The 22,019-nt window shown below is 63.0% G+C and carries 19 protein-coding genes and 1 tRNA gene; 9 read left to right on the top strand and 11 right to left on the bottom strand.

Annotated elements, in window-relative coordinates; genetic code table 11:
- Positions 1–130 precede the first annotated feature (130 nt).
- From lon to tig, 4 genes are all read right to left on the bottom strand, one after another.
- A complete protein-coding gene (gene lon, locus GCT19_RS11585; RefSeq protein WP_018432018.1) occupies positions 131–2,551 on the bottom strand; it encodes an endopeptidase La in 2,421 nt (806 codons plus the stop codon).
- Between the two features lie 200 nt (positions 2,552–2,751).
- The gene (clpX, locus tag GCT19_RS11580; protein ID WP_013089402.1) at positions 2,752–4,023 is read right to left on the bottom strand and encodes an ATP-dependent Clp protease ATP-binding subunit ClpX; all 1,272 of its coding nucleotides are present in this window, start codon (positions 4,021–4,023) and stop codon (positions 2,752–2,754) included.
- Between the two features lie 196 nt (positions 4,024–4,219).
- A complete protein-coding gene (gene clpP / locus GCT19_RS11575) occupies positions 4,220–4,873 on the bottom strand; it encodes an ATP-dependent Clp endopeptidase proteolytic subunit ClpP (RefSeq protein ID WP_013089401.1) in 654 nt (217 codons plus the stop codon).
- A 194-nt stretch (positions 4,874–5,067) separates the two neighbouring features.
- Positions 5,068–6,414, bottom strand: a complete 1,347-nt coding sequence (gene tig / locus GCT19_RS11570) for a trigger factor (RefSeq protein ID WP_018432019.1) — start codon at positions 6,412–6,414, stop codon at positions 5,068–5,070.
- 457 nt (positions 6,415–6,871) lie between these two features.
- Here tig and GCT19_RS11565 point away from each other — a divergent pair, with 457 nt between their 5' ends.
- The 3 genes from GCT19_RS11565 to GCT19_RS11555 all read left to right on the top strand — a co-directional run bounded on the left by GCT19_RS11565 (position 6,872) and on the right by GCT19_RS11555 (position 8,937).
- Positions 6,872–8,017 carry a glycerate kinase gene (locus GCT19_RS11565; RefSeq protein ID WP_152852005.1) on the top strand — a complete coding sequence of 382 codons (1,146 nt, stop codon included), beginning with the start codon at positions 6,872–6,874 and terminating at the stop codon, positions 8,015–8,017.
- A 63-nt stretch (positions 8,018–8,080) separates the two neighbouring features.
- Entirely contained in the window at positions 8,081–8,530 is a 450-nt protein-coding gene (locus GCT19_RS11560) for a MarR family winged helix-turn-helix transcriptional regulator (protein ID WP_152852004.1), read from the top strand.
- Between the two features lie 119 nt (positions 8,531–8,649).
- Positions 8,650–8,937 (top strand): hypothetical protein, encoded by a 288-nt coding sequence (locus tag GCT19_RS11555; protein ID WP_018432022.1) that lies wholly within the window; start codon positions 8,650–8,652, stop codon positions 8,935–8,937.
- 120 nt (positions 8,938–9,057) lie between these two features.
- Here GCT19_RS11555 and GCT19_RS11550 read toward each other — a convergent pair.
- Positions 9,058–9,144, bottom strand: a tRNA-Leu gene (locus tag GCT19_RS11550).
- 218 nt (positions 9,145–9,362) lie between these two features.
- On the opposite strand from GCT19_RS11550, the gene GCT19_RS11545 reads away from it, so the two are divergent.
- Positions 9,363–10,199 (top strand): squalene/phytoene synthase family protein, encoded by an 837-nt coding sequence (locus GCT19_RS11545; RefSeq protein WP_018432023.1) that lies wholly within the window; start codon positions 9,363–9,365, stop codon positions 10,197–10,199.
- Positions 10,200–10,235: 36 nt separating this feature from the next.
- Here GCT19_RS11545 and GCT19_RS11540 read toward each other — a convergent pair whose 3' ends face one another.
- From GCT19_RS11540 to GCT19_RS11530, 4 genes are all read right to left on the bottom strand, one after another.
- Positions 10,236–11,411 carry a DUF1501 domain-containing protein gene (locus GCT19_RS11540; RefSeq protein ID WP_152852002.1) on the bottom strand — a complete coding sequence of 392 codons (1,176 nt, stop codon included), beginning with the start codon at positions 11,409–11,411 and terminating at the stop codon, positions 10,236–10,238.
- A 155-nt stretch (positions 11,412–11,566) separates the two neighbouring features.
- Positions 11,567–11,743, bottom strand: a complete 177-nt coding sequence (locus GCT19_RS42695) for a hypothetical protein (protein ID WP_193727396.1) — start codon at positions 11,741–11,743, stop codon at positions 11,567–11,569.
- A 2-nt stretch (positions 11,744–11,745) separates the two neighbouring features.
- Positions 11,746–12,039 carry a hypothetical protein gene (locus GCT19_RS11535; protein ID WP_152852001.1) on the bottom strand — a complete coding sequence of 98 codons (294 nt, stop codon included), beginning with the start codon at positions 12,037–12,039 and terminating at the stop codon, positions 11,746–11,748.
- Positions 12,040–12,293: 254 nt separating this feature from the next.
- A complete protein-coding gene (locus tag GCT19_RS11530) occupies positions 12,294–12,620 on the bottom strand; it encodes a hypothetical protein (RefSeq protein WP_026228017.1) in 327 nt (108 codons plus the stop codon).
- Between the two features lie 227 nt (positions 12,621–12,847).
- Here GCT19_RS11530 and ompR point away from each other — a divergent pair, with 227 nt between their 5' ends.
- The 3 genes from ompR (at position 12,848) to GCT19_RS11515 (ending at position 15,690) form a co-directional block, all read left to right on the top strand.
- Positions 12,848–13,582, top strand: coding sequence for an osmolarity response regulator transcription factor OmpR (ompR, locus tag GCT19_RS11525; RefSeq protein ID WP_006048917.1), 735 nt, complete (start codon positions 12,848–12,850; stop codon positions 13,580–13,582).
- Between the two features lie 145 nt (positions 13,583–13,727).
- A complete protein-coding gene (locus GCT19_RS11520; protein ID WP_013089393.1) occupies positions 13,728–15,077 on the top strand; it encodes an ATP-binding protein in 1,350 nt (449 codons plus the stop codon).
- Positions 15,078–15,141: 64 nt separating this feature from the next.
- Positions 15,142–15,690: a peroxiredoxin gene (locus tag GCT19_RS11515; protein WP_018432028.1), complete on the top strand. Its 549-nt coding sequence runs from the start codon at positions 15,142–15,144 to the stop codon at positions 15,688–15,690.
- Between the two features lie 33 nt (positions 15,691–15,723).
- On the opposite strand, the gene ispF is transcribed toward GCT19_RS11515, so the two are convergent.
- The gene (gene ispF / locus GCT19_RS11510) at positions 15,724–16,203 is read right to left on the bottom strand and encodes a 2-C-methyl-D-erythritol 2,4-cyclodiphosphate synthase (RefSeq protein WP_018432029.1); all 480 of its coding nucleotides are present in this window, start codon (positions 16,201–16,203) and stop codon (positions 15,724–15,726) included.
- Between the two features lie 82 nt (positions 16,204–16,285).
- Entirely contained in the window at positions 16,286–16,999 is a 714-nt protein-coding gene (gene ispD / locus GCT19_RS11505; protein WP_321576787.1) for a 2-C-methyl-D-erythritol 4-phosphate cytidylyltransferase, read from the bottom strand.
- A 119-nt stretch (positions 17,000–17,118) separates the two neighbouring features.
- On the opposite strand from ispD, the gene mfd reads away from it, so the two are divergent.
- Both mfd and argE read left to right on the top strand, forming a co-directional pair.
- On the top strand, positions 17,119–20,598 hold the full coding sequence (gene mfd / locus GCT19_RS11500; protein ID WP_152851999.1) for a transcription-repair coupling factor: 3,480 nt from the start codon (positions 17,119–17,121) through the stop codon (positions 20,596–20,598).
- 148 nt (positions 20,599–20,746) lie between these two features.
- Positions 20,747–21,982, top strand: a complete 1,236-nt coding sequence (argE, locus tag GCT19_RS11495) for an acetylornithine deacetylase (RefSeq protein ID WP_152851998.1) — start codon at positions 20,747–20,749, stop codon at positions 21,980–21,982.
- Positions 21,983–22,019 lie beyond the last annotated feature (37 nt).

Here is a 22,019-nt window from a genome sequence, read left to right as displayed (position 1 = left end):
GCGATGCGGCCAGCGACAAAGTCGTGCGGGCAATAAAAAACCCGCGGCCTTGACCGCGGGTTTTCTGTTTCAGCGAACAATCGTGCTGTAGAACGCTTTTGCGTCAGCGGATTCTGATGCGCTTCGGACCTCAGTGCTTGACGACGTCCGTCGCAGCATCCTTGCCCGGCTCGGCCCCAACCGGCGCCGAAGGCTTCGGCTCTTCTTCCGGCAACGCCTGCGGCACACGTTCGAGCGCAAGTTCGAGCACCTTGTCGATCCAGCGGACCGGCACGATTTCGATCGCGTTCTTCACGTTGTCCGGAATCTCCGTCAAGTCCTTGACGTTTTCTTCCGGAATCAGCACCAGCTTGATGCCACCGCGATGCGCCGCGAGCAGTTTCTCCTTCAGGCCGCCGATGGGCAGGACTTCGCCACGTAACGTGATTTCGCCCGTCATCGCGACATCGGCGCGCACCGGAATACCGGTCAACACCGACACCAGCGCGGTCGTCATCGCGATACCGGCCGAGGGACCATCTTTCGGCGTCGCGCCTTCCGGCACGTGAATGTGAATGTCCTGCTTGTCGAACGCTTCGTCCTTGATGCCAAGACGACGCGAACGCGAACGCACCACCGAGCGCGCCGCTTCGACGGATTCCTTCATCACGTCGCCGAGCGAACCCGTGCGGATCACATTACCCTTGCCCGGCATCACTGCGGCTTCGATAGTCAGCAGATCACCGCCCACTTCCGTCCACGCGAGACCCGTGACCTGGCCTACCTGATTTTCCTTCGCGGCCAGACCGAAGTCGTACTTGCGCACGCCGAGGAACGTGTCGAGGTTGCTACCGTCGACCTTCACTGCGCCCTCCGCCTTCTTCAGCAGAAGCATCTTCACGACTTTGCGGCAAATCTTCGACACTTCACGCTCGAGCGAACGCACGCCCGCTTCACGCGTGTAGTAGCGAATGATGTCGCGGATCGCGGATTCAGTCACATCGACCTCACCATCCTTGAGGCCGTTGTTCTTCTTCTGCTTCGGCAACAGATAACGCTGCGCGATGCTGACCTTCTCGTCCTCCGTATAGCCAGACAGACGGATCACTTCCATCCGGTCAAGCAGCGGCGGCGGAATGTTCAACGAGTTCGACGTCGCAACGAACATCACGTCCGACAGATCGAAATCGACTTCGACGTAGTGATCGGCAAACGTATGGTTCTGTTCTGGATCGAGCACTTCGAGCAGGGCCGACGACGGATCGCCGCGGAAATCCTGGCCCATCTTGTCGACTTCGTCGAGCAGGAAAAGCGGATTGCGCACGCCGACCTTGGTCAGGCTTTGCAGGATCTTGCCCGGCATCGAACCAATGTACGTACGGCGGTGGCCGCGAATCTCGGCTTCGTCGCGTACGCCGCCCAATGCCATGCGCACGAACTTGCGGTTCGTCGCGCGCGCGATTGACTGGCCGAGCGAAGTCTTACCGACACCCGGAGGCCCAACGAGGCACAGGATCGGTGCCTTGACCTTGTCGACACGTTGCTGGACCGCGAGATACTCGAGAATGCGTTCCTTCACCTTCTCGAGACCGAAGTGGTCTTCGTCGAGCACGCGCTCGGCATTCGACAGATCGTTGTTGACCTTGCTCTTCTTGCGCCACGGCAAGCCGATCAGCGTGTCGATGTAGTTGCGCACGACCGTCGCTTCCGCCGACATCGGCGACATCAGCTTGAGCTTCTTAAGCTCCGCGTCGGCCTTCTTTTTCGCTTCCTTCGGCATGCGGGCAGCGGTGATGCGCTTTTCGAGTTCCTCGAGGTCCGCACCCTCTTCACCTTCGCCGAGTTCCTTCTGGATCGCCTTGACCTGTTCGTTCAGGTAGTACTCGCGCTGGCTCTTCTCCATCTGACGCTTCACGCGCCCACGGATGCGCTTTTCAACCTGCAGGATGTCGATCTCGGCTTCGAGTTGCGCGAGCAGATGCTCGAGTCGCTCGATCACGGGGAACATCTCGAGGATGTGCTGCTTCTGATCGAGCTTGAGCGGCAGATGCGCCGCGATCGTGTCCGCGAGACGTCCGGCTTCGTCGATACCCGACAGGGAGGTCAGGATTTCCGGCGGGATCTTCTTGTTCAGCTTCACATACTGGTCGAACTGCGACACGATCGCGCGACGCAGCGCTTCGGTTTCAGCGCTGTCGGCGTGGTCGGGTTCGAGCGGCATGACTTCGCACGAGAACTGCGTTTCCTGTTCTTCGATGGAAAGCGTCTTCGCGCGCTGCAAGCCTTCGACGAGCACCTTCACGGTACCGTCAGGCAGCTTCAGCATCTGCAGGATGTTGGCGATACACCCTACTTCGTACATGTCCTTTTCGGTCGGCTCGTCTTTCGCAGCCGTTTTCTGGGCGACGAGCATGATGTGCTTGCCGCCTTCCATCGCTGCTTCGAGAGCCTTGATCGACTTCGGGCGGCCTACGAAGAGCGGAATCACCATGTGCGGGAATACGACTACGTCGCGCAGCGGGAGCAGCGGCAGCGTAATGCGTTCCGGCGGGAGGAGTTGGGTTCCTGACATTTCATTTCCCCATGAGTGGAATCAGTTCGTTCGATAGGTGAGGCCAGCAGAAAATATTGCAAGCCTCCGCGTGTGGGAAAAGTTCAGTGACTCCGAAGGTTCAGTGACTCCATAGTTGAGAACAACCAGCCTGACCACACGATAAACGAAAAAGCCGTTCACGTCGCCATGAACGGCTTTTTGCAGAACTCGAAAGCCGATCAGTTCGAACCCGCGACCTTCGGCGCGTCTTCGTAGATCAGCAGCGGTTTGCCGTCGCCGTCGATAACGTTGTCGTCGATGATGACCTTGCTGACACCTTTCATTTGCGGAAGGTCGTACATCACATCGAGCAACGCCTGTTCCAGAATCGAACGCAGGCCTCGCGCCCCGGTCTTGCGGCGGATCGCCTTGCGCGCCACGGCCTGCAGCGCGGCTGGACGAATTTCCAGTTCGACTCGCTCCATACTGAAGAGCTTGTGATACTGCTTGACCAGCGCATTCTTCGGTTCGACGAGAATCTTCATCAGCGCGGCTTCGTCGAGCTTGCCGAGCGTGGCGACTACCGGCAGACGGCCGATCAGTTCTGGAATCAGGCCGAACTTGATCAGATCTTCCGGCTCCACTTCACGCAACACTTCGCCCGCGTCGCGGTCCTGCTTGCTCTTCACGCTGGCGCCAAAACCGATGCCGGTCTTCTCGGTACGGTCGACGATGACTTTTTCCAGACCGTCGAAAGCGCCGCCGCAAATAAACAGGATGTTGGTCGTATCGACCTGGATGAAGTCCTGGTTCGGATGCTTACGGCCACCTTGCGGCGGCACCGACGCCATCGTGCCTTCGACCAGCTTCAGTAGAGCCTGCTGGACGCCCTCGCCCGACACGTCGCGCGTGATGGACGGGTTGTCGGACTTGCGGCTGATCTTGTCGATCTCGTCGATGTAGACAATGCCGCGCTGGGCCTTGTCCACCTCATAATTACAATTCTGCAGCAGCTTCTGAATGATGTTCTCGACGTCTTCACCGACATAGCCGGCTTCCGTCAACGTGGTCGCGTCGGCGATCACGAACGGCACGTTCAGAAGGCGTGCGAGCGTCTGCGCGAGCAGCGTCTTGCCAGAGCCGGTCGGACCGATCAGCAGGATGTTGCTCTTCGACAGCTCGATTTCATCCTTCTTGTCGAGATGCTTGAGACGCTTGTAGTGGTTGTAGACCGCGACAGCGAGGATTTTCTTCGCGCGTTCCTGACCGATCACGTACTGGTCGAGAATTTCGCGAATTTCCTGCGGAGTCGGCAGGTCGGACTTGGACAAGCCCGCCTCGATGCCCGCGCCTGCAGCCTCGTCACGAATGATTTCGTTGCATAGATCGATACATTCATCGCAGATGAATACCGACGGGCCAGCAATCAGTTTCTTGACCTCATGCTGGCTCTTGCCGCAAAACGAGCAATACAACAGCTTTTCGCTGTTAGAACCTTTCTTGTCCGCCATAGATGTGTGAGCCTCCGGACACCGGATTACATAATACGCCGTTTGCCCCCACCACGCAGTTTGGGCGCGGCAGGGCTAGTGAGCACGATAACGGCGCTTGCCGCAGACGCCCGGACGGAAGTTGAACATTCACCACCGGCCCGATGACGGTTTTGCCGCAACAATGGGCAAAACAGCGTGGCAAAACCGTACCAGATCAAGGACGCTTGTGCGCCACTTGATCGACAAGGCCGTACGCCTGCGCGTCATCGCCAGACATGAAATTGTCGCGGTCGGTGTCCCGCGCGATACGCTCGACGGGCTGACCGGTGTGATGCGCGAGCAGATGATTCAGCCGATCCTTCAGGTACAGGATTTCGCGCGCCTGAATTTCGATGTCCGATGCCTGACCGCGCGCGCCGCCCAGCGGCTGGTGGATCATCACGCGCGAATTCGGCAGCGCGAAACGCTTGCCCTTCGCGCCGGCCGCGAGCAGGAACGCGCCCATGCTCGCCGCGAGGCCCATGCAAAGGGTCGAGACGTCCGGCTTGATGAACTGCATGGTATCGTAGATCGCCATACCGGCAGACACGGAGCCGCCCGGGCTGTTGATGTAGAAGTAGATGTCCTTGTCCGGATTCTCGCTTTCGAGAAACAGCATCTGCGCAACCACCAGATTCGCTGTCTGGTCGTTCACTTCGCCCACGAGGAACACGATGCGTTCCTTCAGCAGACGCGAATAAATATCATACGAACGCTCGCCCCGGCCGCTCGTTTCCACGACGATCGGCACCAGACCGAGTGCCTGCGCTTCGAGATCCCGGGACGACTGGGAGGTCAACGTGTCCAGCATTTGGGCGCGAAAGGTCATGCAATGGATCCTTGTCTGGAAATATTCTGAATATTAGCTGCTGGACACAGGTTGGTGCGACGAGCCCGTATTCAAGTGCCGTCTTGATGTGCGACGTACGACCGGGTCCGATACGTCACACATTGTTGCGGCGCAAAAAAACGGCGTGCGGGCCGTCGGTCGCTCCGACAGCCGGCACGCCGTTGCAGCGACGCTTACGCTTGCGCCGTTGCGCTTGCCAGTTCCTCGAAGCTCACTTCCTTGTCCGTCACCTTGGCCTTGCTGAGGACGAATTCGACGACGTTAGCTTCAACGACATACGCTTCCATTTCAGCAAGACGTTGCTGGTTCGAATAATACCAGCGGACGACTTCCTTCGGGTCTTCGTAGCTTTTCGCGAATTCGTCGACTTCGGCACGGATCTGCTCCGGCTTCGCCTGCAGTTCATTCGCCTTCACGAGTTCGGCCAACACGAGGCCCAGCTTGACGCGGCGCTCAGCCTGCTCCTTGAACATCGCAGCCGGGATCGGCGCGTCCTTCGCGTTCGGCACGCCACGCTGCTCCAGATCCTGGCGAGCCATCGCGACGAGGCGTTCCTGATCTTGTTCGATCAGCGCGTTCGGCACGTCGAGTTCCGAAATCTTCAGCAGCGCGTCCATCACCTGGTTCTTGACGATGGCTTGCGTGCGGCGCTTCGCTTCGCGCTCGAGGTTGTCCTTGATTTCGGCGCGCATCTTGGTCAGATCGCCGTCCTGGATGCCCAGCGACTTCGCGAATTCGCCGTCGACTTCCGGCAGATGCGGCCATTCGATCTTCTTCATCGTGATCGTGAATTGCGCCGTCTTGCCCGCCACTTCCTTGCCGTGGTAGTCGTCCGGGAACTTCAGGTCGAATTCCTTCGCTTCGCCGACCTTCAGGCCAAGCGCCGCTTTTTCGAATTCCGGCAGCATGCGGCCTTCGCCGAGGACGAAGCTGAAGTCTTCGGCGCTACCGCCCTGGAATGCTTCACCGTCGATCTTGCCGACGAAGTCGACCGTCACGCGGTCGCCGTCTTTGGCGGCCGTGTCCGCGCCGCCGTCGCCGTGCTCGCCGGCTTCGCCGCGAGCGTGGAAGTGCACGCGCTGCTTGCGCAGGATGTCCAGCGTGCGGTCGATTTCCGCTTCGCTGATGCTGGTCGTGGTGCGCTCGATTTCCGCCGTGGCGACGTCGCCCAGCTTCACTTCCGGATACACCTCGAAGGTTGCGTCGAACGCGTAGCTGCCTTCAGCGGCGTCGGTCTTCGGCGCGAAGCTCGGCTGACCCGCGACACGCAGGTTTTCGGCGCGGCTGATGTCGAAGAATTCCTTGCCGACCTTGTCGCTCAGCACTTCGGCTTCCACCTGGCCCGAATACTGTTGCGTCACCATCTTGAGCGGCACCTTGCCCGGGCGGAAACCCGGCATGCGCACGTTCTTCGCGAGTTGACGGATACGCGAATCCACTTCCTTCTGCACGGCATCCTTCGGCAGGGAAATCGTCACGCGGCGTTCGAGCTTGCCGAGGTTTTCAACAACGTTAGCCATGGCTTCAATCGTCCTAAAATTATTCGAGCGAATCAGTTATCTTCTCCGTGCTGCCCGTCGATGTCGCTTCGCATCGATTTGCGCCGATTGCATCGATCACGCACCTGCGCCGCGGGCTTGCAGGCCGCCGGCAGCACGGTTGAGTCCAAAGAGCCGAATATTTTAGCAAACTATTTGCGCGCCTAGCCGGGATTCGATGAATGCATCGAGTTTTCCCTGCATTCTGCGCGTTTTGAGGGTCATTTTCGGGTAGTTTTGGCACAGCGAGCGCTGTTTGCCGCTGGCGTGGCTAGCCAGTTTGCAGCGATCCCGCCTATGCCTTTCGACATATTCAGCCGACGCCCCCATGCTGATAAGCTAACGCACTCGGTCGGGCCGCCACCGCCGGTCTTCCGCAGCCGGTCGCTTCGTCCGCTCCGGCAACCGCTTACAACGACTCAAACCTCTCAGAGATACCATGCCGAATTCGTCGCCCTCGCCTGTCGTCGTCATCGCTCCCGATTCATTCAAAGGCTCGCTCAGCGCGGAACAGGTCGCGCAGGCGATTGCATCCGGCATCCGGCGCGCGCGCGCCGACGCCAGCGTGCGCATTTGTCCGATGGCTGACGGCGGCGAAGGCACGCTCGACGCAATGCTCACGAGCGGCGGCGAGCGCCGCACGCTTAGCGTGCGCGGCGCGGCCGGTCCGACGCGCGCGGCGCTCACGGGCTTGCTCGCGGACGGCAGCGCAATCATCGAAACGGCGGAAATCGTCGGCATTACGGACCCCGTCGGCATGAGCGTGCCGGTCGAGGCGCGCAGCACGCGCGGCATGGGCGAAGCGATTCGCGCGCTGCTCGACGCCGGCGTGCGGCGATTTTTCGTCGCGCTCGGCGGCAGCAGCACGAACGACGGCGGCGCCGGCCTGCTGACCGGCCTCGGCCTGCAACTGTTCGACGCGCAAGGCAACGCCCTCGAAGGCACGCCCGAGCAGCTGGCGCGCGTGGCGCGGGTCGATGCGTCCCTGCTCGACGCGCGGCTTGCCGACACGCAGTTCGTCGGTATGTCGGACGTCGACAATCCGCTGACCGGCGAGCACGGCGCGACCGCCGTCTTCGGACCGCAAAAAGGCGTGAAGCCCGAACAGGTCGCTCCGATCGACGCCGCGCTCGCGCGCTTCGCCGATCTGCTCGAAGCCGCGCTCGGCCGCACCGCGCGCGAGCTGCCGGGCGCGGGCGCGGCGGGCGGTCTCGGCTTCGCGTTGCACATGCTCGGCGCGCAGTTCGAGCCGGGCGCGGAAACCGTCGCGCGGCAAATCGGCCTCGACGCAGCGCTCGCCGGCGCCGACTGGCTGATCACCGGCGAAGGCCGCTCCGACGTACAGACGCTGCACGGCAAGGCGCCCTTCATTGCGTGCGCGCATGCGCGAGCCGCGGGCGTGCCCGCCACGCTATTGTCCGGCGCGGTCGACCCCGCCGCGCTGCCGCGTCTCGCCGAACACTTCAGCGGCTGCTTTTCGCCGGCGCCCGGGCCGATCACGCTCGACGTCGCGATTCGCGACGCAGCGCGCCTGCTCGCCAACGAGGCCGAGCAGCTGACGCGCCTGAAATACGGCGTGCGTTGACCCGCGAAACGGTTGCCGCAACAATCACAGCGCCACGACCGTTCCACTCATCACGGGGTGACCATGAAGGACTCCGCCAAAGCCGGGCTCGAGCAGTTCCTCACGTATCGTCTGCATGTTTTGAACAAACTGGCCGAGCGCGGCATCAGCGCGCGCTACGCGGCGAAGCTCGGCGTAACGCTGCCTGAAGCGCGTGTGATTGCGTCGGTGGGATCGTTCGGACCATTCTCGATCATGGAGCTGGCACGCCATGCCAATCTGGACAAAAGCCAGGCGAGTCGCGCAGCCGAAGCGCTGATCCGGCAGGGACTCGTGCAGCGCGAGACGAGCGCCGCGGACGGCCGCGTCGTGCTGGTCTCGCTGACGCAGGAAGGTCGCGCGCTGTATCGCAAGGTGATGCCGATCGCGCGCAAGTGGAACGGCGATATGTTCGACTGTCTCGACGAAGAAGAAAGGGCCGCGTTCGGCGCGGCGCTCGACAAGGTGATCCGCGCGATGAACGCGCGGGAGTGATGGCGCGAGACGAACCGGCCATGTTTGAAGAGCGCCGCCTCACGGCATTGGGCGGCGCGTGTCAAAATTGAGCATTGGCCAACGCGCCTTCACCCTCTTTTTCATCCAGGGACGTTTCAGTGGACATCAACAAACAGGTCGCGGCACTCACCGCGTCGGAACTCCAGACCGCCGGCGCGAGCCAGGCAACCGCGATCGCGGTCAGCGTCGTGCTGCGTCATCTTCGTTCGCCGGAACTGGCAAAACTGCTGTCGTCGGCATTTGAAAATCATCAGGCCGTGATGCTGCAAACGCCGTGGCCGGACCAAATGCTGCAGGCGTTCGAGTCGACCCGCCGCTTCCTCGAAGGTGCCGCGCAAGCGGAGTTGCCGGGCTCGCAGCAAACGCCGGGAACACCGGGCGCCTGATTCGCGTTCTCGCAATGGCAGGCCGCGGGGCAACACTGCGGCCTTGCAGAGACCGTGCAACAAAGAAAAAACCCCGCCGGTCCGAAGACTCGACGGGGTTTTTTATTGACTACCAATAAATGGTGCGAGGGAGGGGACTCGAACCCCTACACCCTTGCGGGCGTCAGGACCTAAACCTGGTGCGTCTACCAATTTCGCCACCCTCGCAGCCGGGTACGCCGCGATGCGTCGTGCCCGATTGTCCTGTGCACTTCCACGCGCGCCAAACACGTGCCTGAAAGCGTAAGCGCGAGATTCTAACCGATTGATTCGCGCTTGTCTGCACCCGGCGGTATCTGCGCGCGCGGCGCCGATGCTACAATTTTCGGCTCGTCGAGACGGGCGCCAGCGCCCTTCTCGCCAGCCCTTTCCCACACTCTCATCCCGTGAATTTCGACGACTATTGCCAGCAGAAAGCGGCGCCCCCAGGATCGAGCACCTACTATGCGCTTCGCCAGGCGCGCGCAGCCAGTCAGCCGCTGTTGACGGCGCTCTTCGCATTGCGTCGCGAATTCGAGGAAACGGTCAAGGAGACGAGTGATCCGGCGGTCGGCCGCACGAAGCTCGCGTGGTGGCAGAAAGAAATCGCCGCGCTCGCCGCGGGGTCGCCGTCGCATCCGGTATCCAAGGCGCTCGCGGCCTATCTGCCCGACGCGCGGGCCGAGTATCCTGCTCTACAGGAATTACTGGCGGGCTTCGAGATGGATCTCGACCAGGCACGCTATCTCGACTATCCGAACCTGCATCGCTATGTGCGCGGGGTCGGCGGCAATTTCGCGTCGCTGGTGTCGCGCGCCGCGGCAGCCGGATCGGCCGACGATGCCGCGCAAGCGTCGACGTGGGCCGCTCCCCTCGGCGAGGCGCTGATGCTCGCGCAGTTCGTCGCCGAAACCGGTAACGATGCGCGGCACGGCCGCATCTACGTTCCGATCGACGAGATGCAGCGCTACAACGTCACCGCCGCCGATCTGATCAACCGCAAATACACCGACGCGTTCACCGAGCTGATGCGCTTCGAGACGCATCGCGCGCGCGACGCAGTGCAGACCGCGCTCGCCGCGGTGCCCGCCAGAGCCCGGCGCGCCCAGCGCACGCTGCTCGCGCTCGCGGCGCTCGCGTTGGCCTTGCTCGATGAAATCGAGCGCGACGGTTATCACGTGCTGCATCAACGTATCGCGCTGACGCCGATCCGTAAGCTTTGGATCGCGTGGCGCGCGAAGTAGCCTGACAGCGAGGCGCGCCGATTCGCGCCCATTCGCTCACGCCCGCAGCAGCGGCAGCGGCTCGAACCGCTGCTGCAGAATCGTCGATGCGTCCAACCCCCACCACGGCCCGAGCACCGTCGCATAAATGTGGCGAAAATCAACGCCAACAGGCAGGTTGCCATTTCCGTCGAGCCGCGCAAGCATCGGCGGCACGCCATACAAACCGCCCTTCACGCGACCACCCGTCACGAAGTGCGGCGCCACCGTGCCGTGATCGGTGCCGTTGCTCTCGTTCTCGCGCGGACTGCGCCCGAACTCCGCATACGTCATCACGAGCGTCTCGTGCCACCGGCCCAACTCGACGAGCGCGGCCTGCATCGCCACGATGCCTTCCGCCAACTGTTGAAGCAACGCGCCCTGCTGTCCAGGCTGGTTCTGGTGCGTATCGAAACCGTTCAGCGTTAGCCGGATCACGGCCACGCCTTTTCCGCTCAACGGCTGCTCCGGTGGCGCGCGTCCGGCAGCGATCACCCTCAGGGTGTCCGAAGCGGCCAGCACCTGCATCGCCGTTTTGATCGAACCGCCAAACGCGCCGCCCGGAATCGCGGTCTTCAACTGTGGCATCGGCGTCGCGACTCGCGAGGCCCTGACGAACTGCGTGCGATTGACCAGCGCAATCGCGCGGGCGCCATTTGCGAGCGGCCCCATCTCGGCGCTACCGATCACGACGCCGTCGGCCGCGAAACCGAAGGGCACCGGCCTCATCGCGAACGCGCGCGTGAGCCAGCCGTCGCGCAGATATTGATCGGAGCGTGACGCGGTATCCCAGATCTCGATCGAACGGAAATGCGATAGGTTTGGCTGCGCGTAGCTGACACCCTGCACGATTGCGAGTTGCCGGCTGCGCCACAACGGCATCAACGGCTGCAACGCGGGATGCAGCGCGGTGCGCTCGTCGATCTGGATCATCTGTTCGCGTTTGATGCCGATGTTTTTGCGCAGCGTGTAGTACGCGGGATCGGCGAACGGGATCACGGTGTTCAATCCGTCGTTGCCGCCTTTGAGTTCGATCAGGATCAGCAGATTGTCGTAACCGCGCCCCGGCACAACCGGCGCTTTCGATGCATCCCGCCGCTGCGCAGCCTTCGCATCCTCCGCGCCGATCGCGCGAGGCAACCACATCGATGCGCCGGCGGCTACGCTCATCGACAGAAAGCTGCGTCGTTTCATGCCGCACCTCGTTGTGATCATGCCGGCGCGTGGTGTGCCGCCGCCCGTTGCCTATGCGGGAGCCAAATCGCGATGTCAAAGCGTACGCCACTCTGGCTATTGCGCGCCATGACGCGCTGCAGCGGCGGGCTGCGCGAGCAGCTTCGAGCTGTTGATCAACGACGACGCGCCGCCAGCCATCCTTTGACGTTCCACGGATAGAACAGGTTCTCGCCAGGCGCGCGAATCGGCGCGGCGAACGGCGAGGTGCCGTCGTAGCCGACAGCGAATGCGGCCTGGTCCACCATGTCGTAGATGAACTCGCGCCAAAGCTTCGCTGTGACGAACGTCACGGTCACGGACCGAGCAGGATATCGAGTACGTGGCAGCCATCGAACGCGCTGGTTTGATCACGCACGGTCTTCTCGGCGTCGTCGCCCCTGATTCGCGCGCAGCACGTCGCTGCATATCGGGATCTCAACAGCAGATTCAGCCGCGCCATCAATTCCGGATGCGGGCTTGGTCCTGCCCTGACGCGAAGGGGTTGTGCCAGAAAAGCGTCATGGGTTCGGTGAGCGGCGAAGGTGTGTTCAACACTTTCGCGCACCCGCCCTGCAGGTAATAGTTCGTAACGCTGTCCGATCAGCATTTGTTGCTCGCGACGCTGATGCGGCCTCCATGTGATGCGCTCGGGCTACAACACCCGGTCGGAAGGCGGCGATATCGCTTTGCTGCTGGCACTCAACGCGCGACGCTCATCCCATACGTTGAAAAGGTTCGCCGACGCTGATCCGTTTCGCGTGAAATCTCGAGCGGATGCTAGCGACTCCACGGAGCAGCGGATCAGGAAGTTGACGCTGAAGATGCAACAGGATGGTTCACGCGACGATGCGCGCGCTGGGATTAACGTTTGTACAACTCGCGCACGGCGTCTTCGATGTGCTGCCGCAACAGCCGACGCTCTTCGGGCGTCATATGCCCGTCACGGCGACGTTGATCGAGATCAGGGGGAACCGCGGTGCGCAACATCACGTCTGAAGCAGGACGATCGATGTTCGGGTTGCGGTGGGTGGCTTTGCCATTGCCGGAGCGGGGCGCATGCTCGCTCGCCGCTCTATCCGCGGACGGCTGCGCATGGGCGAGCGTCGGGCTCAGTGTGCCTGCGAGCGTACCGGCAACCGCCAGTGCAATCACGCTCAGGCGCACATTTGGCCAAACCCCTCCCTTCATGTTGTTCCCTTCGTGGCGCGGCAACCGGCTACCTCAGATGCGTATACAAACCCCGGTAACAGCCGGGTACGAGAGTTTTGTCGAGTGAAGTATCCACCGAACAGCCGCATTCAGTAAAGGAGTCTAAACGCGCATACTTTACGTCGCGCCACGCCGCGGGTAAATTTTGTAACCGACTGTAACCCCAGAAATGGTGTAACCGCGCACCACTTTCTAATCGCGCTAAGATGCCGACCATGGAAACCAAAAACCCTTCGAAAATCCTCGTCGTCGACGACGATCCACGCCTGCGCGATCTTCTGCGCCGCTACCTCGGCGAGCAGGGCTTCAACGTCTACGTCGCCGAAAATGCGCCGTCAATGAACAAGCTCTGGGTGCGCGAGCGCTTCGATCTGCTGGTGCTCGATCTGATGCTGCCCGGTGAGGACGGCCTGTCGATCTGCCGGCGTCTGCGCGGCAGCAACGACCGCACGCCGATCATCATGCTGACGGCCAAGGGAGAGGATGTCGACCGTATCGTCGGCCTCGAGATGGGTGCCGACGACTACCTGCCCAAGCCGTTCAATCCGCGCGAACTGGTCGCGCGCATTCACGCGGTGCTGCGTCGTCAGTCGCCGTCCGAGTTGCCGGGCGCGCCGTCCGAAACCACCGAGGTGTTCGAGTTCGGCGAGTTCGCGCTGAATCTCGCCACCCGCACGCTGACCAAGGCCGGCCAGGAAATTCCGCTTACCACCGGTGAATTCTCGGTGCTGAAGGTGTTCGCCCGTCATCCGCGCCAGCCGCTGTCGCGCGAAAAGCTGATGGAGCTCGCACGCGGTCGCGAATACGAAGTCTTCGACCGCAGCCTCGACGTGCAGATCTCGCGTCTGCGCAAGCTGATCGAGCCGGACCCGGGCAGCCCGCGCTTCATTCAGACCGTGTGGGGCCTCGGCTACGTGTTCATTCCCGACGGCGCAGCCTGAGTTTGTGCTCCGTTTTCATGTCGACCCGAGTAGGCGCTTTAGCTGTCGACCAGAGTTCGCGCTTCGGTGCGTCACCTGGTCCCATGCAAAGCACCTGCTTCGGTCCCATATAGTTTCTGTCTTTGACTCCAGATAAGAAGGGCCCATGCGGATCGACCGGCGCCTCCTGACGCTCGCGTTCGGCGGCCTTTTCTGGCGGACCTTCCTGCTGATCGCGCTGTTGATCGCAGTCAGTCTCGCCGCGTGGTTCCAGAGCTTTCGCGTGATCGAGCGGGAGCCGCGCGCGCAGCGTGTGGCTCTGCAACTCGTCGCGATCGTCAAACTCACGCGCACCGCACTCCTCTATTCCGATCCCGACCTGCGGCGCGCGCTGCTGCAGGATCTGGAGAGCAATGAAGGGGTGCGCGTGTACCCGCGCGAAGCCACCGACAAATACAAACTCCAGCCCGACGAATCGCTGAATCGCCTGATCGAGCACGACATCCGCGGCCGTCTCGGCGACGACACCGTGATCGCGCAGAGCGTCAACGATATCAACGGCGTATGGATCAGCTTCAAGATCGACGACGACGATTACTGGGTCGCGCTCGACCGCGATCAGCTCGACAACGCGACCGGCCTGCAGTGGGCCGGCTGGGGCGTGTTCGCGCTCGCGTTGTCGCTGTTCGGCGCGGCGTTCATCACGAGTCTGGTGAACCGGCCTTTTGCGCGTCTCGCGATGGCCGCGCGCAGGGTCGGCTCCGGGCAATCGCCCGAGCCGCTGCCCGAGCGCGGCATGGGCGTCGCCGCCGAAACCAATCGAAGCTTCAACCAGATGGTGCGCGACCTCGAACAGCTCGAGGCCGATCGCGCGCTGATGCTCGCGGGCATCTCCCACGATCTGCGCACGCCGCTCGCGCGGCTGCGACTCGAAACCGAAATGAGCCCGTCCGATCAGGCCACCAAGGACGCGATGGTCGACGACATCGAGCAGATGGACATGATCATCGGCCGCTTCCTCGACTATGCGCGTCCGGTGCAGCGCGTGCCGGAACCGGTAGACCTGTCGGTGATCGCGAGCGAGCTGGCCGCACGCATGCAAAGCGAGGACAGCATGCGGCTGATCACACGGCTCGCTCCGTCGGCGGTGATCGAGGCCGATGAAACCGACATGCGTCGCGTGGTCGGCAATCTGCTCGAGAACGCGCGCAAATATGGTCTCAGCGACGGCGACGGTGTGCCACACGTGATTCTCGAAACGCGCGTGTCGCATTCGCGCGTCGAACTGTCGGTGGTCGACGAAGGCCCCGGCATTCCCGAAGACCAGCTCGCGCTCGTCACGCGGCCGTTCTATCGCGTGAATTCGGCGCGCACCCAGGCCAACGGCACGGGCCTCGGCATGGCGATCGTGCAGCGGCTCGTCGCCCGTTATCGCGGCGCGCTGCGTCTGCGCAACCGCTCGCCCGGACCCGGGCTTGAAGTGACGATCGAGTTTCCGCTCGCGAAGAGCGCGTGAGCCGACGGCGCGCCGTCGTTATTCGAAGCACGCCGCTTTTTGCGACTTTCGAAGGAGCCTTTGAATGAAAACCGTTGGCGATAAACTCGAAGCGTTCACCGTCATTGCCGCCAAGCCAGGCTTCAACCATCACGAAGAACACGGCGTCTCGGCGTTCGAATACATCACCGATCAGTCGTTTCCAGGCAAGTGGAAAATCATCTACTTTTATCCGAAGGATTTTTCGCTGGTCTGCCCGACGGAAATCGTCGATTTCAGCAGGCTCGTCAAGGAGTTCGAGGACCGCGAGGCGGTGCTGCTCGGCGGCAGCGTCGACAATGAATATGTGAAGCTCGCGTGGCGCCGCGAGTACAAGGCGCTCGACAGGCTCAACCACTACTCGTTCGGCGACGTGAAAGGCGAGCTGATCGACCAGCTCGGCGTGCGCGACAAGGAAGCGGGTGTCGCGCTGCGCGCGACTTATATCATCGATCCGGACAACACGATCCAGCACGTGTCGGTCAACAACCTTTACGTGGGCCGAAATCCCACAGAAGTGCTGCGCATCCTCGACGGCCTGCAAACGGAAGAGCTATGTCCGAGCAATCGGACGATCGGCGGCGCGACGCTGTAAGCGGCACCGCCAGTCACCGAAACAAAGGTCCGTTCAGCTCCTGACCAACAACACCGCGGCCTGCGCCTCGATGCCCTCGCCGCGGCCGAGATACCCGAGCTTCTCGTTCGTCTTCGCCTTGACGTTCACGCGCTCGATCGGCAAGCCGAGGTCCGCCGCGATATTCGCGCGCATCCCTTCGATATGCGGCGCGAGCTTCGGCGCCTGCGCGATCACGCTGCTGTCGACGTTGCCGATCGCAAAACCCGCCGCCTTCACGCGCGCCACGCATTCGCGCAGCAGCACGCGGCTGTCGGCGCCCGCGAACTTCGCGTCGGTATCGGAGAAGTGTCGGCCGATATCGCCCAACGCGGCCGCGCCGAACAGCGCGTCGGTGATCGCGTGCAACAACACGTCCGCGTCCGAGTGACCGAGCAGCCCGCGTTCGTACGGAATCGTCACGCCGCCGATGATCAACGCGCGTCCCGGCACCAGCGCATGCACGTCGTAGCCTTGCCCAATTCTGAAATCCATATGCGTCACATCCTCAAGTGCTGAAGCTTTTAATGCTTCTTTAAAGCCTTTCTAAATCTTTCCATGGTGCAAACACGAGGTATCACGAACCGGCGGCGCGGCTCAGAATCGCCTCGGCCAGATCGAAATCTTCGGGATACGTGACCTTGAAGTTGCGCAGGCTGCCTTGCACGAGCTTCGGCGCATGGCCCGACCATTCGATCGCGCTCGCCTCGTCGGTCAGATCGTGGCCGTCGGCCTGCGCTCGCACGATCGCCTCGCGCAGCATGCCGATGCGGAACATCTGCGGGGTCTGCGCCTGCCACAAGCCGTCGCGTGCCTCGGTGCGGGCGATGCGGCCATCGGCCGACGCACGGTCGATACGTTTCAACGTATCGGCGACCGGCAACGCCATGATGCCGCCGACCGGGTCGTCCTTTAGCGAACCGATCAGCGTACGGATCAGCGCCGGCGTGATGCCGGGCCGGGCCGCGTCGTGCACGAGCACCCAGTCGTCGTCATGAGCGCCGAACTCGGCGAGCGCGTGCAGACCGTTGAGCACCGACGCCTGGCGCGATGCGCCGCCCACGCGCCGCACCGCGAAGCGCAGATTGCCGAAGCGGCGCGCGTCGAAGTGCTGGTCGTCGGGCGCGATGACGACTAGCGTCTGCGTGAATTCGCTGCACGCGTCGAACGCGGCGAGCGAGTAATGCAGCATGTCGCGGCCAGCGACAGTACGGTATTGCTTGGGCATCGCGGCGCCGGAACGGCTGCCGGTGCCCGCGCACGGGATCAGGGCGAAGAGACGGGAAGTCACGAGTGCGGATGCCGCCAGGTCAAAGTAAAGGACGGATTTTATAATACGTCCTTCGCATTCACGCCCGTGGACGCGTAAACTTGGCCGTCGTGTGAGCCCCGAGCCGCTTTCTTTCCTTTATGCCAGACATCGCCGCAACCTCGCAGTCCTCCTCGCCCGTCGCGCTCGTCAAGGCCGGCCAGCGTTTCGCCTTCGACGGCACGCGCGGTTCGTCCGACGCGCTGCTGATCGCCCGCTACCATCTCACCTACCGCGAGAAGATGCCGCTGCTGGCGGTGGTCTGCGAAAGCGCGGTCGACGCGCAGCGGCTGTCGCAGGAAATCGGCTTCTTCGCCCCCGACGCGCGCGTGCGCCTGCTGCCCGACTGGGAAACGCTGCCTTACGACACGTTTTCGCCGCACCAGGACCTCGTCTCCGAGCGTCTCGCGACGCTGCACGATCTCGGCGAAGGCCGCTGCGACATCCTGCTCGTGCCGGCCACGACGGCCCTGTACCGGATGCCGCCCGCGTCGTTCCTCGCCGCCTACACGTTCTCGTTCTCGCAAGGCGAGCGGCTCGACGAAGCGAAGCTGAAGGCGCAGCTGACGCTCGCCGGCTACGAGCACGTGAGCCAGGTCGTGCGTCCCGGCGAATACTGCGTGCGCGGCTCGCTGCTCGATCTGTTCCCGATGGGCTCGCCGCTGCCCTACCGGATCGACCTGTTCGACGATCAGGTCGACTCGATCCGCGCGTTCGACCCCGACACGCAGCGCAGCCTCTATCCGGTCAAGGACGTGCGTCTGCTGCCGGGCCGCGAATTCCCGTTCGACGAAGCCGCGCGCACCGCATTCCGCAGCCGCTGGCGCGAGACCTTCGAGGGCGATCCGAGCCGCGCGTCGATCTATAAAGACATCGGCAACGGCGTGCCGTCGGCGGGCATCGAATACTATCTGCCGCTGTTCTTCGACGAAACGGCCACCCTCTTCCATTACCTGCCCGACGGTTCGCAGCTCGCGTTCGTCGGCGACCTGGACGCGGCGATCCGGCGCTTCACCAACGACACGAAACAGCGCTTCAACTTCCTGTCGCACGACCGCGACCGGCCGATTCTCGAACCGCAGAAGCTGTTCCTGTCGGACGAGGATTTCTTTACGTTCGCGAAGCCGTTCGCACGGCTCGTGCTGCCCAGCAACGGCGGCGGCGCCTGGTCGATCGCCTTGCCGAACCTCGCGATCGACCGTCATGCCGACGACCCTGTGTCGGCACTGCGCGCGTATCTGAGCACGACGCCGAACCGCGTGCTGTTCGCCGCCGAATCGGCGGGCCGCCGCGAGACGCTGCTGCAACTGCTCGCCGACAACCAGCTGAAGCCCGCCTCGGCCGACAGCTTCGCCGACTGGCTCAAGAGCGATGCGCCCTTCTCGCTCGGCGTCGCGCCGCTCGCGAACGGCTTCGCGGTGCCGGGCGACGGCATCGCGATCATCACCGAAACCGAACTGTACGGACCGCTCGCGCGCCGCGCGGGACGCCGCCGCCAGGAACAGGCGAGCAACGTCGATTCGATGGTGCGCGATCTGTCCGAGTTGAAAGTGGGCGATCCGGTCGTCCATTCGCAGCACGGTATCGGCCGCTACATGGGTCTCGTGACGATGGACCTCGGCGAAGGCGAAACCGAGTTCCTGCACCTCGAATACGCTGGCGACAGCAAGCTCTACGTGCCGGTCGCGCAATTGCACGTGATCTCGCGCTATAGCGGCGCCGATCCGGAAAGCGCGCCGCTGCATTCGCTGGGTTCGGGCCAGTGGGAAAAGGCCAAACGCAAGGCCGCGCAGCAGATCCGCGATACGGCCGCCGAACTGCTGAACCTGTACGCGCGCCGTGCCGCCCGCGAAGGCCACGCGTTCGCGCTCGAACCGAAGGACTATGTGAAGTTCGCCGAGAGCTTCGGTTTCGAGGAGACGCCGGACCAGGCCGCGGCGATCGCGGCCGTGATCGGCGACATGACGGGCGGCAAGCCGATGGACCGGCTCGTGTGCGGCGACGTCGGCTTCGGCAAGACCGAGGTCGCGTTGCGCGCGGCGTTCATCGCGGTGATGGGCGGCAAGCAGGTCGCGCTGCTGTCGCCGACCACGCTGCTCGCCGAACAGCACACGCAAACCTTCAGTGACCGCTTCTCCGACTGGCCGGTGCGCATCGCCGAGCTGTCGCGCTTCAAGTCGACCAAGGAAGTGAACGCGGCGATCCAGCAGATCAACGAAGGTTCGGTCGACATCGTGATCGGCACGCACAAGCTGCTGTCGTCCGATGTGCAGTTCAAGCGGCTCGGGCTCGTGATCATCGACGAGGAGCATCGCTTCGGCGTGCGTCAGAAGGAAGCGCTGAAGGCGCTGCGCGCGGAAGTCGACGTGCTGACGCTGACCGCGACGCCGATTCCGCGTACGCTCGGCATGGCGCTCGAAGGCCTGCGCGATTTCTCGGTGATCGCCACGGCGCCGCAAAAGCGCCTCGCGATCAAGACCTTCGTGCGGCGCGAGGAAGACAGTGTGATTCGCGAAGCGATGCTGCGCGAGTTGAAGCGCGGCGGCCAGGTCTACTTCCTGCACAACGAAGTCGAAACGATCGAGAATCGCCGGCAGATGCTCGAGGCGCTCGTGCCCGAAGCGCGCATCGCGGTCGCGCACGGCCAGATGCACGAGCGCGAACTGGAACGGGTGATGCGCGACTTCGTCGCGCAACGCGCGAACGTGCTGCTGTGCACGACGATCATCGAAACCGGCATCGACGTGCCGAGCGCGAACACGATCCTGATCCATCGTTCCGACAAGTTCGGTCTCGCGCAATTGCATCAGCTGCGTGGCCGCGTCGGCCGCTCCCATCACCAGGCGTATTCATATCTGCTCGTGCATGATCCGCAGGGGCTCACCAAGCAGGCGCAGCGACGGCTCGAAGCGATCCAGCAGATGGAGGAACTCGGCTCGGGCTTCTATCTCGCGATGCACGACCTCGAAATTCGCGGCACCGGCGAGGTGCTCGGCGACAAGCAGTCGGGCGAGATTCACGAGATCGGCTTCCAGCTTTATACCGACATGCTCAATGACGCGGTGAAAGCGCTCAAGAACGGCAAGGAACCGGACCTCACCGCGCCGCTCGCGGCGACCACCGAAATCAACCTGCATTCGCCGGCGATCCTGCCATCGGACTATTGCGGCGACGTGCAGGAACGTCTGTCGCTGTACAAGCGCCTCGCGAACTGCGAAAACAGCGATTCGATCGACGGCATCCAGGAGGAGCTGATCGACCGCTTCGGCAAGCTGCCGCCGCAGGCGCATGCGCTGGTGGAAACGCATCGTCTGCGGCTCGCCGCCAAGCCGCTCGGCATTTCGAAGATCGATGCCGGCGAAGCGGTGATCGGCCTGCAGTTCATCCCCAATCCGCCCATCGACGCAATGAGGATCATCGAGATGGTGCAGAAGCACAAGCACATCAAGCTCGCAGGTCAGGACAAGCTGCGCATCGAAACGCGCAGCCCGGATCTCGCGGTGCGCGTCGCGACCGTCAAGGAGACCTTGCGCGCGCTCGGTTCGCCGAGCCGCGGCACGGCGGCGGCGCCCGCGCGCTGAGGGTCGTGAAACAGCAAAAAACGGGGGGATGTCCCCCGTTTTTTGCATCGATGCTGCGCTGCGCCAACGCGCGCCCGGCATTTTGGCTACCCTTGCCAAAATGCAATATGGGATATGATCGATAGATACAAAATGATGGAGTCATGTCATGTCCCACGTCGCTGAAACAGCGCAATCGTCGCAGTCGTCCGCCTCCTCCGCTTCTCCCGCTTCTTCTCCGGTATCTCTGCCCTGGGTCACACGTCTCGTGTCGATGGACACGGTGAGCCGCAATCCGAATCTCGGCCTGATCGAAACCGTGCGCGACGAACTGCGCGCGGTCGGTATCGACGCGACGCTGACACACGGCAAGGGCGGCAAATGGGCGAACCTGTTCGCGACGATTCCCGCACACGATGGCGAAACGAACGGCGGCGTCGTACTGTCGGGCCACACGGACGTCGTGCCGGTGGATGGCCAGCAATGGGACAGCGATCCGTTCAAGCCCGAGATTCGCGGTGACAAGCTCTACGGCCGCGGCAGTTGCGACATGAAGGGCTTCATCGGCGCGGCGCTCGCGCTCGTGCCCGACATGCAACGCGCGAAGCTCGCGAAGCCGATCCACCTCGCGCTGTCGTTCGACGAGGAAGTCGGCTGCGTCGGCGCGCCGCTGATGATCGCCGATCTGATGAAGCGCGGCGTGAAGCCGGAAGGCTGCATCGTCGGCGAGCCGACCAGCATGCGCCCGATCATCGCGCACAAGGGCATCAACGCGTATCAATGCTGCGTGCGCGGCCAGGCCGCGCATTCGTCGCTGACGCCGAAGGGCTTGAACGCGATCGAGTACGCGGCGCGCCTGATCTGCTACATCCGCGACATGGCCGACCAGTTCCGCGAGCAAGGCCCGTTCGACGAACTGTACGACGTGCCGTTCAGCACCGCGCAGACCAGCACGATCACGGGCGGCAACGCGATCAACACGGTGCCGGCCGAGTGCCAGTTCCAGTTCGAATTCCGCAATCTGCCGACGCTCGATCCCGAGCAGATCTTCGCGCGCATCGACAGCTACGCGCGCGACACGCTGCTGCCGAAAATGCTGCGCGAGCATCCGTCGGCGGCGATCGAGATCACGAAGATCGCCGCGGCGCCCGGACTCGATTCGTCTGAACAGGCCGCGATCACGCAACTCGTGCGCGCGCTGACGGCTGACCAGGACAAGCGCAAAGTCGCGTACGGCACCGAGGCCGGCCTCTTTTCGAACGCGGGCATTCCGAGCATCGTCTGCGGCCCCGGCGACATCCAGCAGGCGCACAAGGCGAACGAATTCGTCGAGCTCGCGCAGCTCGTCGCGTGCGAGCGCTTCCTGCGCAAGTTCATCCACAGCATGTCGGTCGAGGCCGCTTAGCCCGTCTCGTTGCAGCGGCGCGCAGCCGCGGTGAACC

The sequence above is a fragment of the Paraburkholderia atlantica genome (assembly GCF_009362785.1).
Classification (GTDB): Bacteria; Pseudomonadota; Gammaproteobacteria; order Burkholderiales; family Burkholderiaceae; genus Paraburkholderia; species Paraburkholderia atlantica.
The sequence above is the reverse complement of the archived record's forward strand: the minus strand, read 5'-3'. Positions and strand labels throughout refer to the sequence as shown.

What these genes read in the sequence shown, in the direction of transcription:
- lon (WP_018432018.1), bottom strand. Translation starts at nt 2,551, where the DNA reads ATGTCAGGAACCCAACTCCTCCCGCCGGAACGCATTACGCTGCCGCTG.
- clpX (WP_013089402.1), bottom strand. Translation starts at nt 4,023, where the DNA reads ATGGCGGACAAGAAAGGTTCTAACAGCGAAAAGCTGTTGTATTGCTCG.
- clpP (WP_013089401.1), bottom strand. Translation starts at nt 4,873, where the DNA reads ATGACCTTTCGCGCCCAAATGCTGGACACGTTGACCTCCCAGTCGTCC.
- tig (WP_018432019.1), bottom strand. Translation starts at nt 6,414, where the DNA reads ATGGCTAACGTTGTTGAAAACCTCGGCAAGCTCGAACGCCGCGTGACG.
- GCT19_RS11565 (WP_152852005.1), top strand. Translation starts at nt 6,872, where the DNA reads ATGCCGAATTCGTCGCCCTCGCCTGTCGTCGTCATCGCTCCCGATTCA.
- GCT19_RS11560 (WP_152852004.1), top strand. Translation starts at nt 8,081, where the DNA reads ATGAAGGACTCCGCCAAAGCCGGGCTCGAGCAGTTCCTCACGTATCGT.
- GCT19_RS11540 (WP_152852002.1), bottom strand. Translation starts at nt 11,411, where the DNA reads ATGAAACGACGCAGCTTTCTGTCGATGAGCGTAGCCGCCGGCGCATCG.
- GCT19_RS11535 (WP_152852001.1), bottom strand. Translation starts at nt 12,039, where the DNA reads ATGCTGATCGGACAGCGTTACGAACTATTACCTGCAGGGCGGGTGCGC.
- GCT19_RS11530 (WP_026228017.1), bottom strand. Translation starts at nt 12,620, where the DNA reads ATGAAGGGAGGGGTTTGGCCAAATGTGCGCCTGAGCGTGATTGCACTG.
- ompR (WP_006048917.1), top strand. Translation starts at nt 12,848, where the DNA reads ATGCCGACCATGGAAACCAAAAACCCTTCGAAAATCCTCGTCGTCGAC.
- GCT19_RS11520 (WP_013089393.1), top strand. Translation starts at nt 13,728, where the DNA reads ATGCGGATCGACCGGCGCCTCCTGACGCTCGCGTTCGGCGGCCTTTTC.
- GCT19_RS11515 (WP_018432028.1), top strand. Translation starts at nt 15,142, where the DNA reads ATGAAAACCGTTGGCGATAAACTCGAAGCGTTCACCGTCATTGCCGCC.
- ispF (WP_018432029.1), bottom strand. Translation starts at nt 16,203, where the DNA reads ATGGATTTCAGAATTGGGCAAGGCTACGACGTGCATGCGCTGGTGCCG.
- mfd (WP_152851999.1), top strand. Translation starts at nt 17,119, where the DNA reads ATGCCAGACATCGCCGCAACCTCGCAGTCCTCCTCGCCCGTCGCGCTC.
- argE (WP_152851998.1), top strand. Translation starts at nt 20,747, where the DNA reads ATGTCCCACGTCGCTGAAACAGCGCAATCGTCGCAGTCGTCCGCCTCC.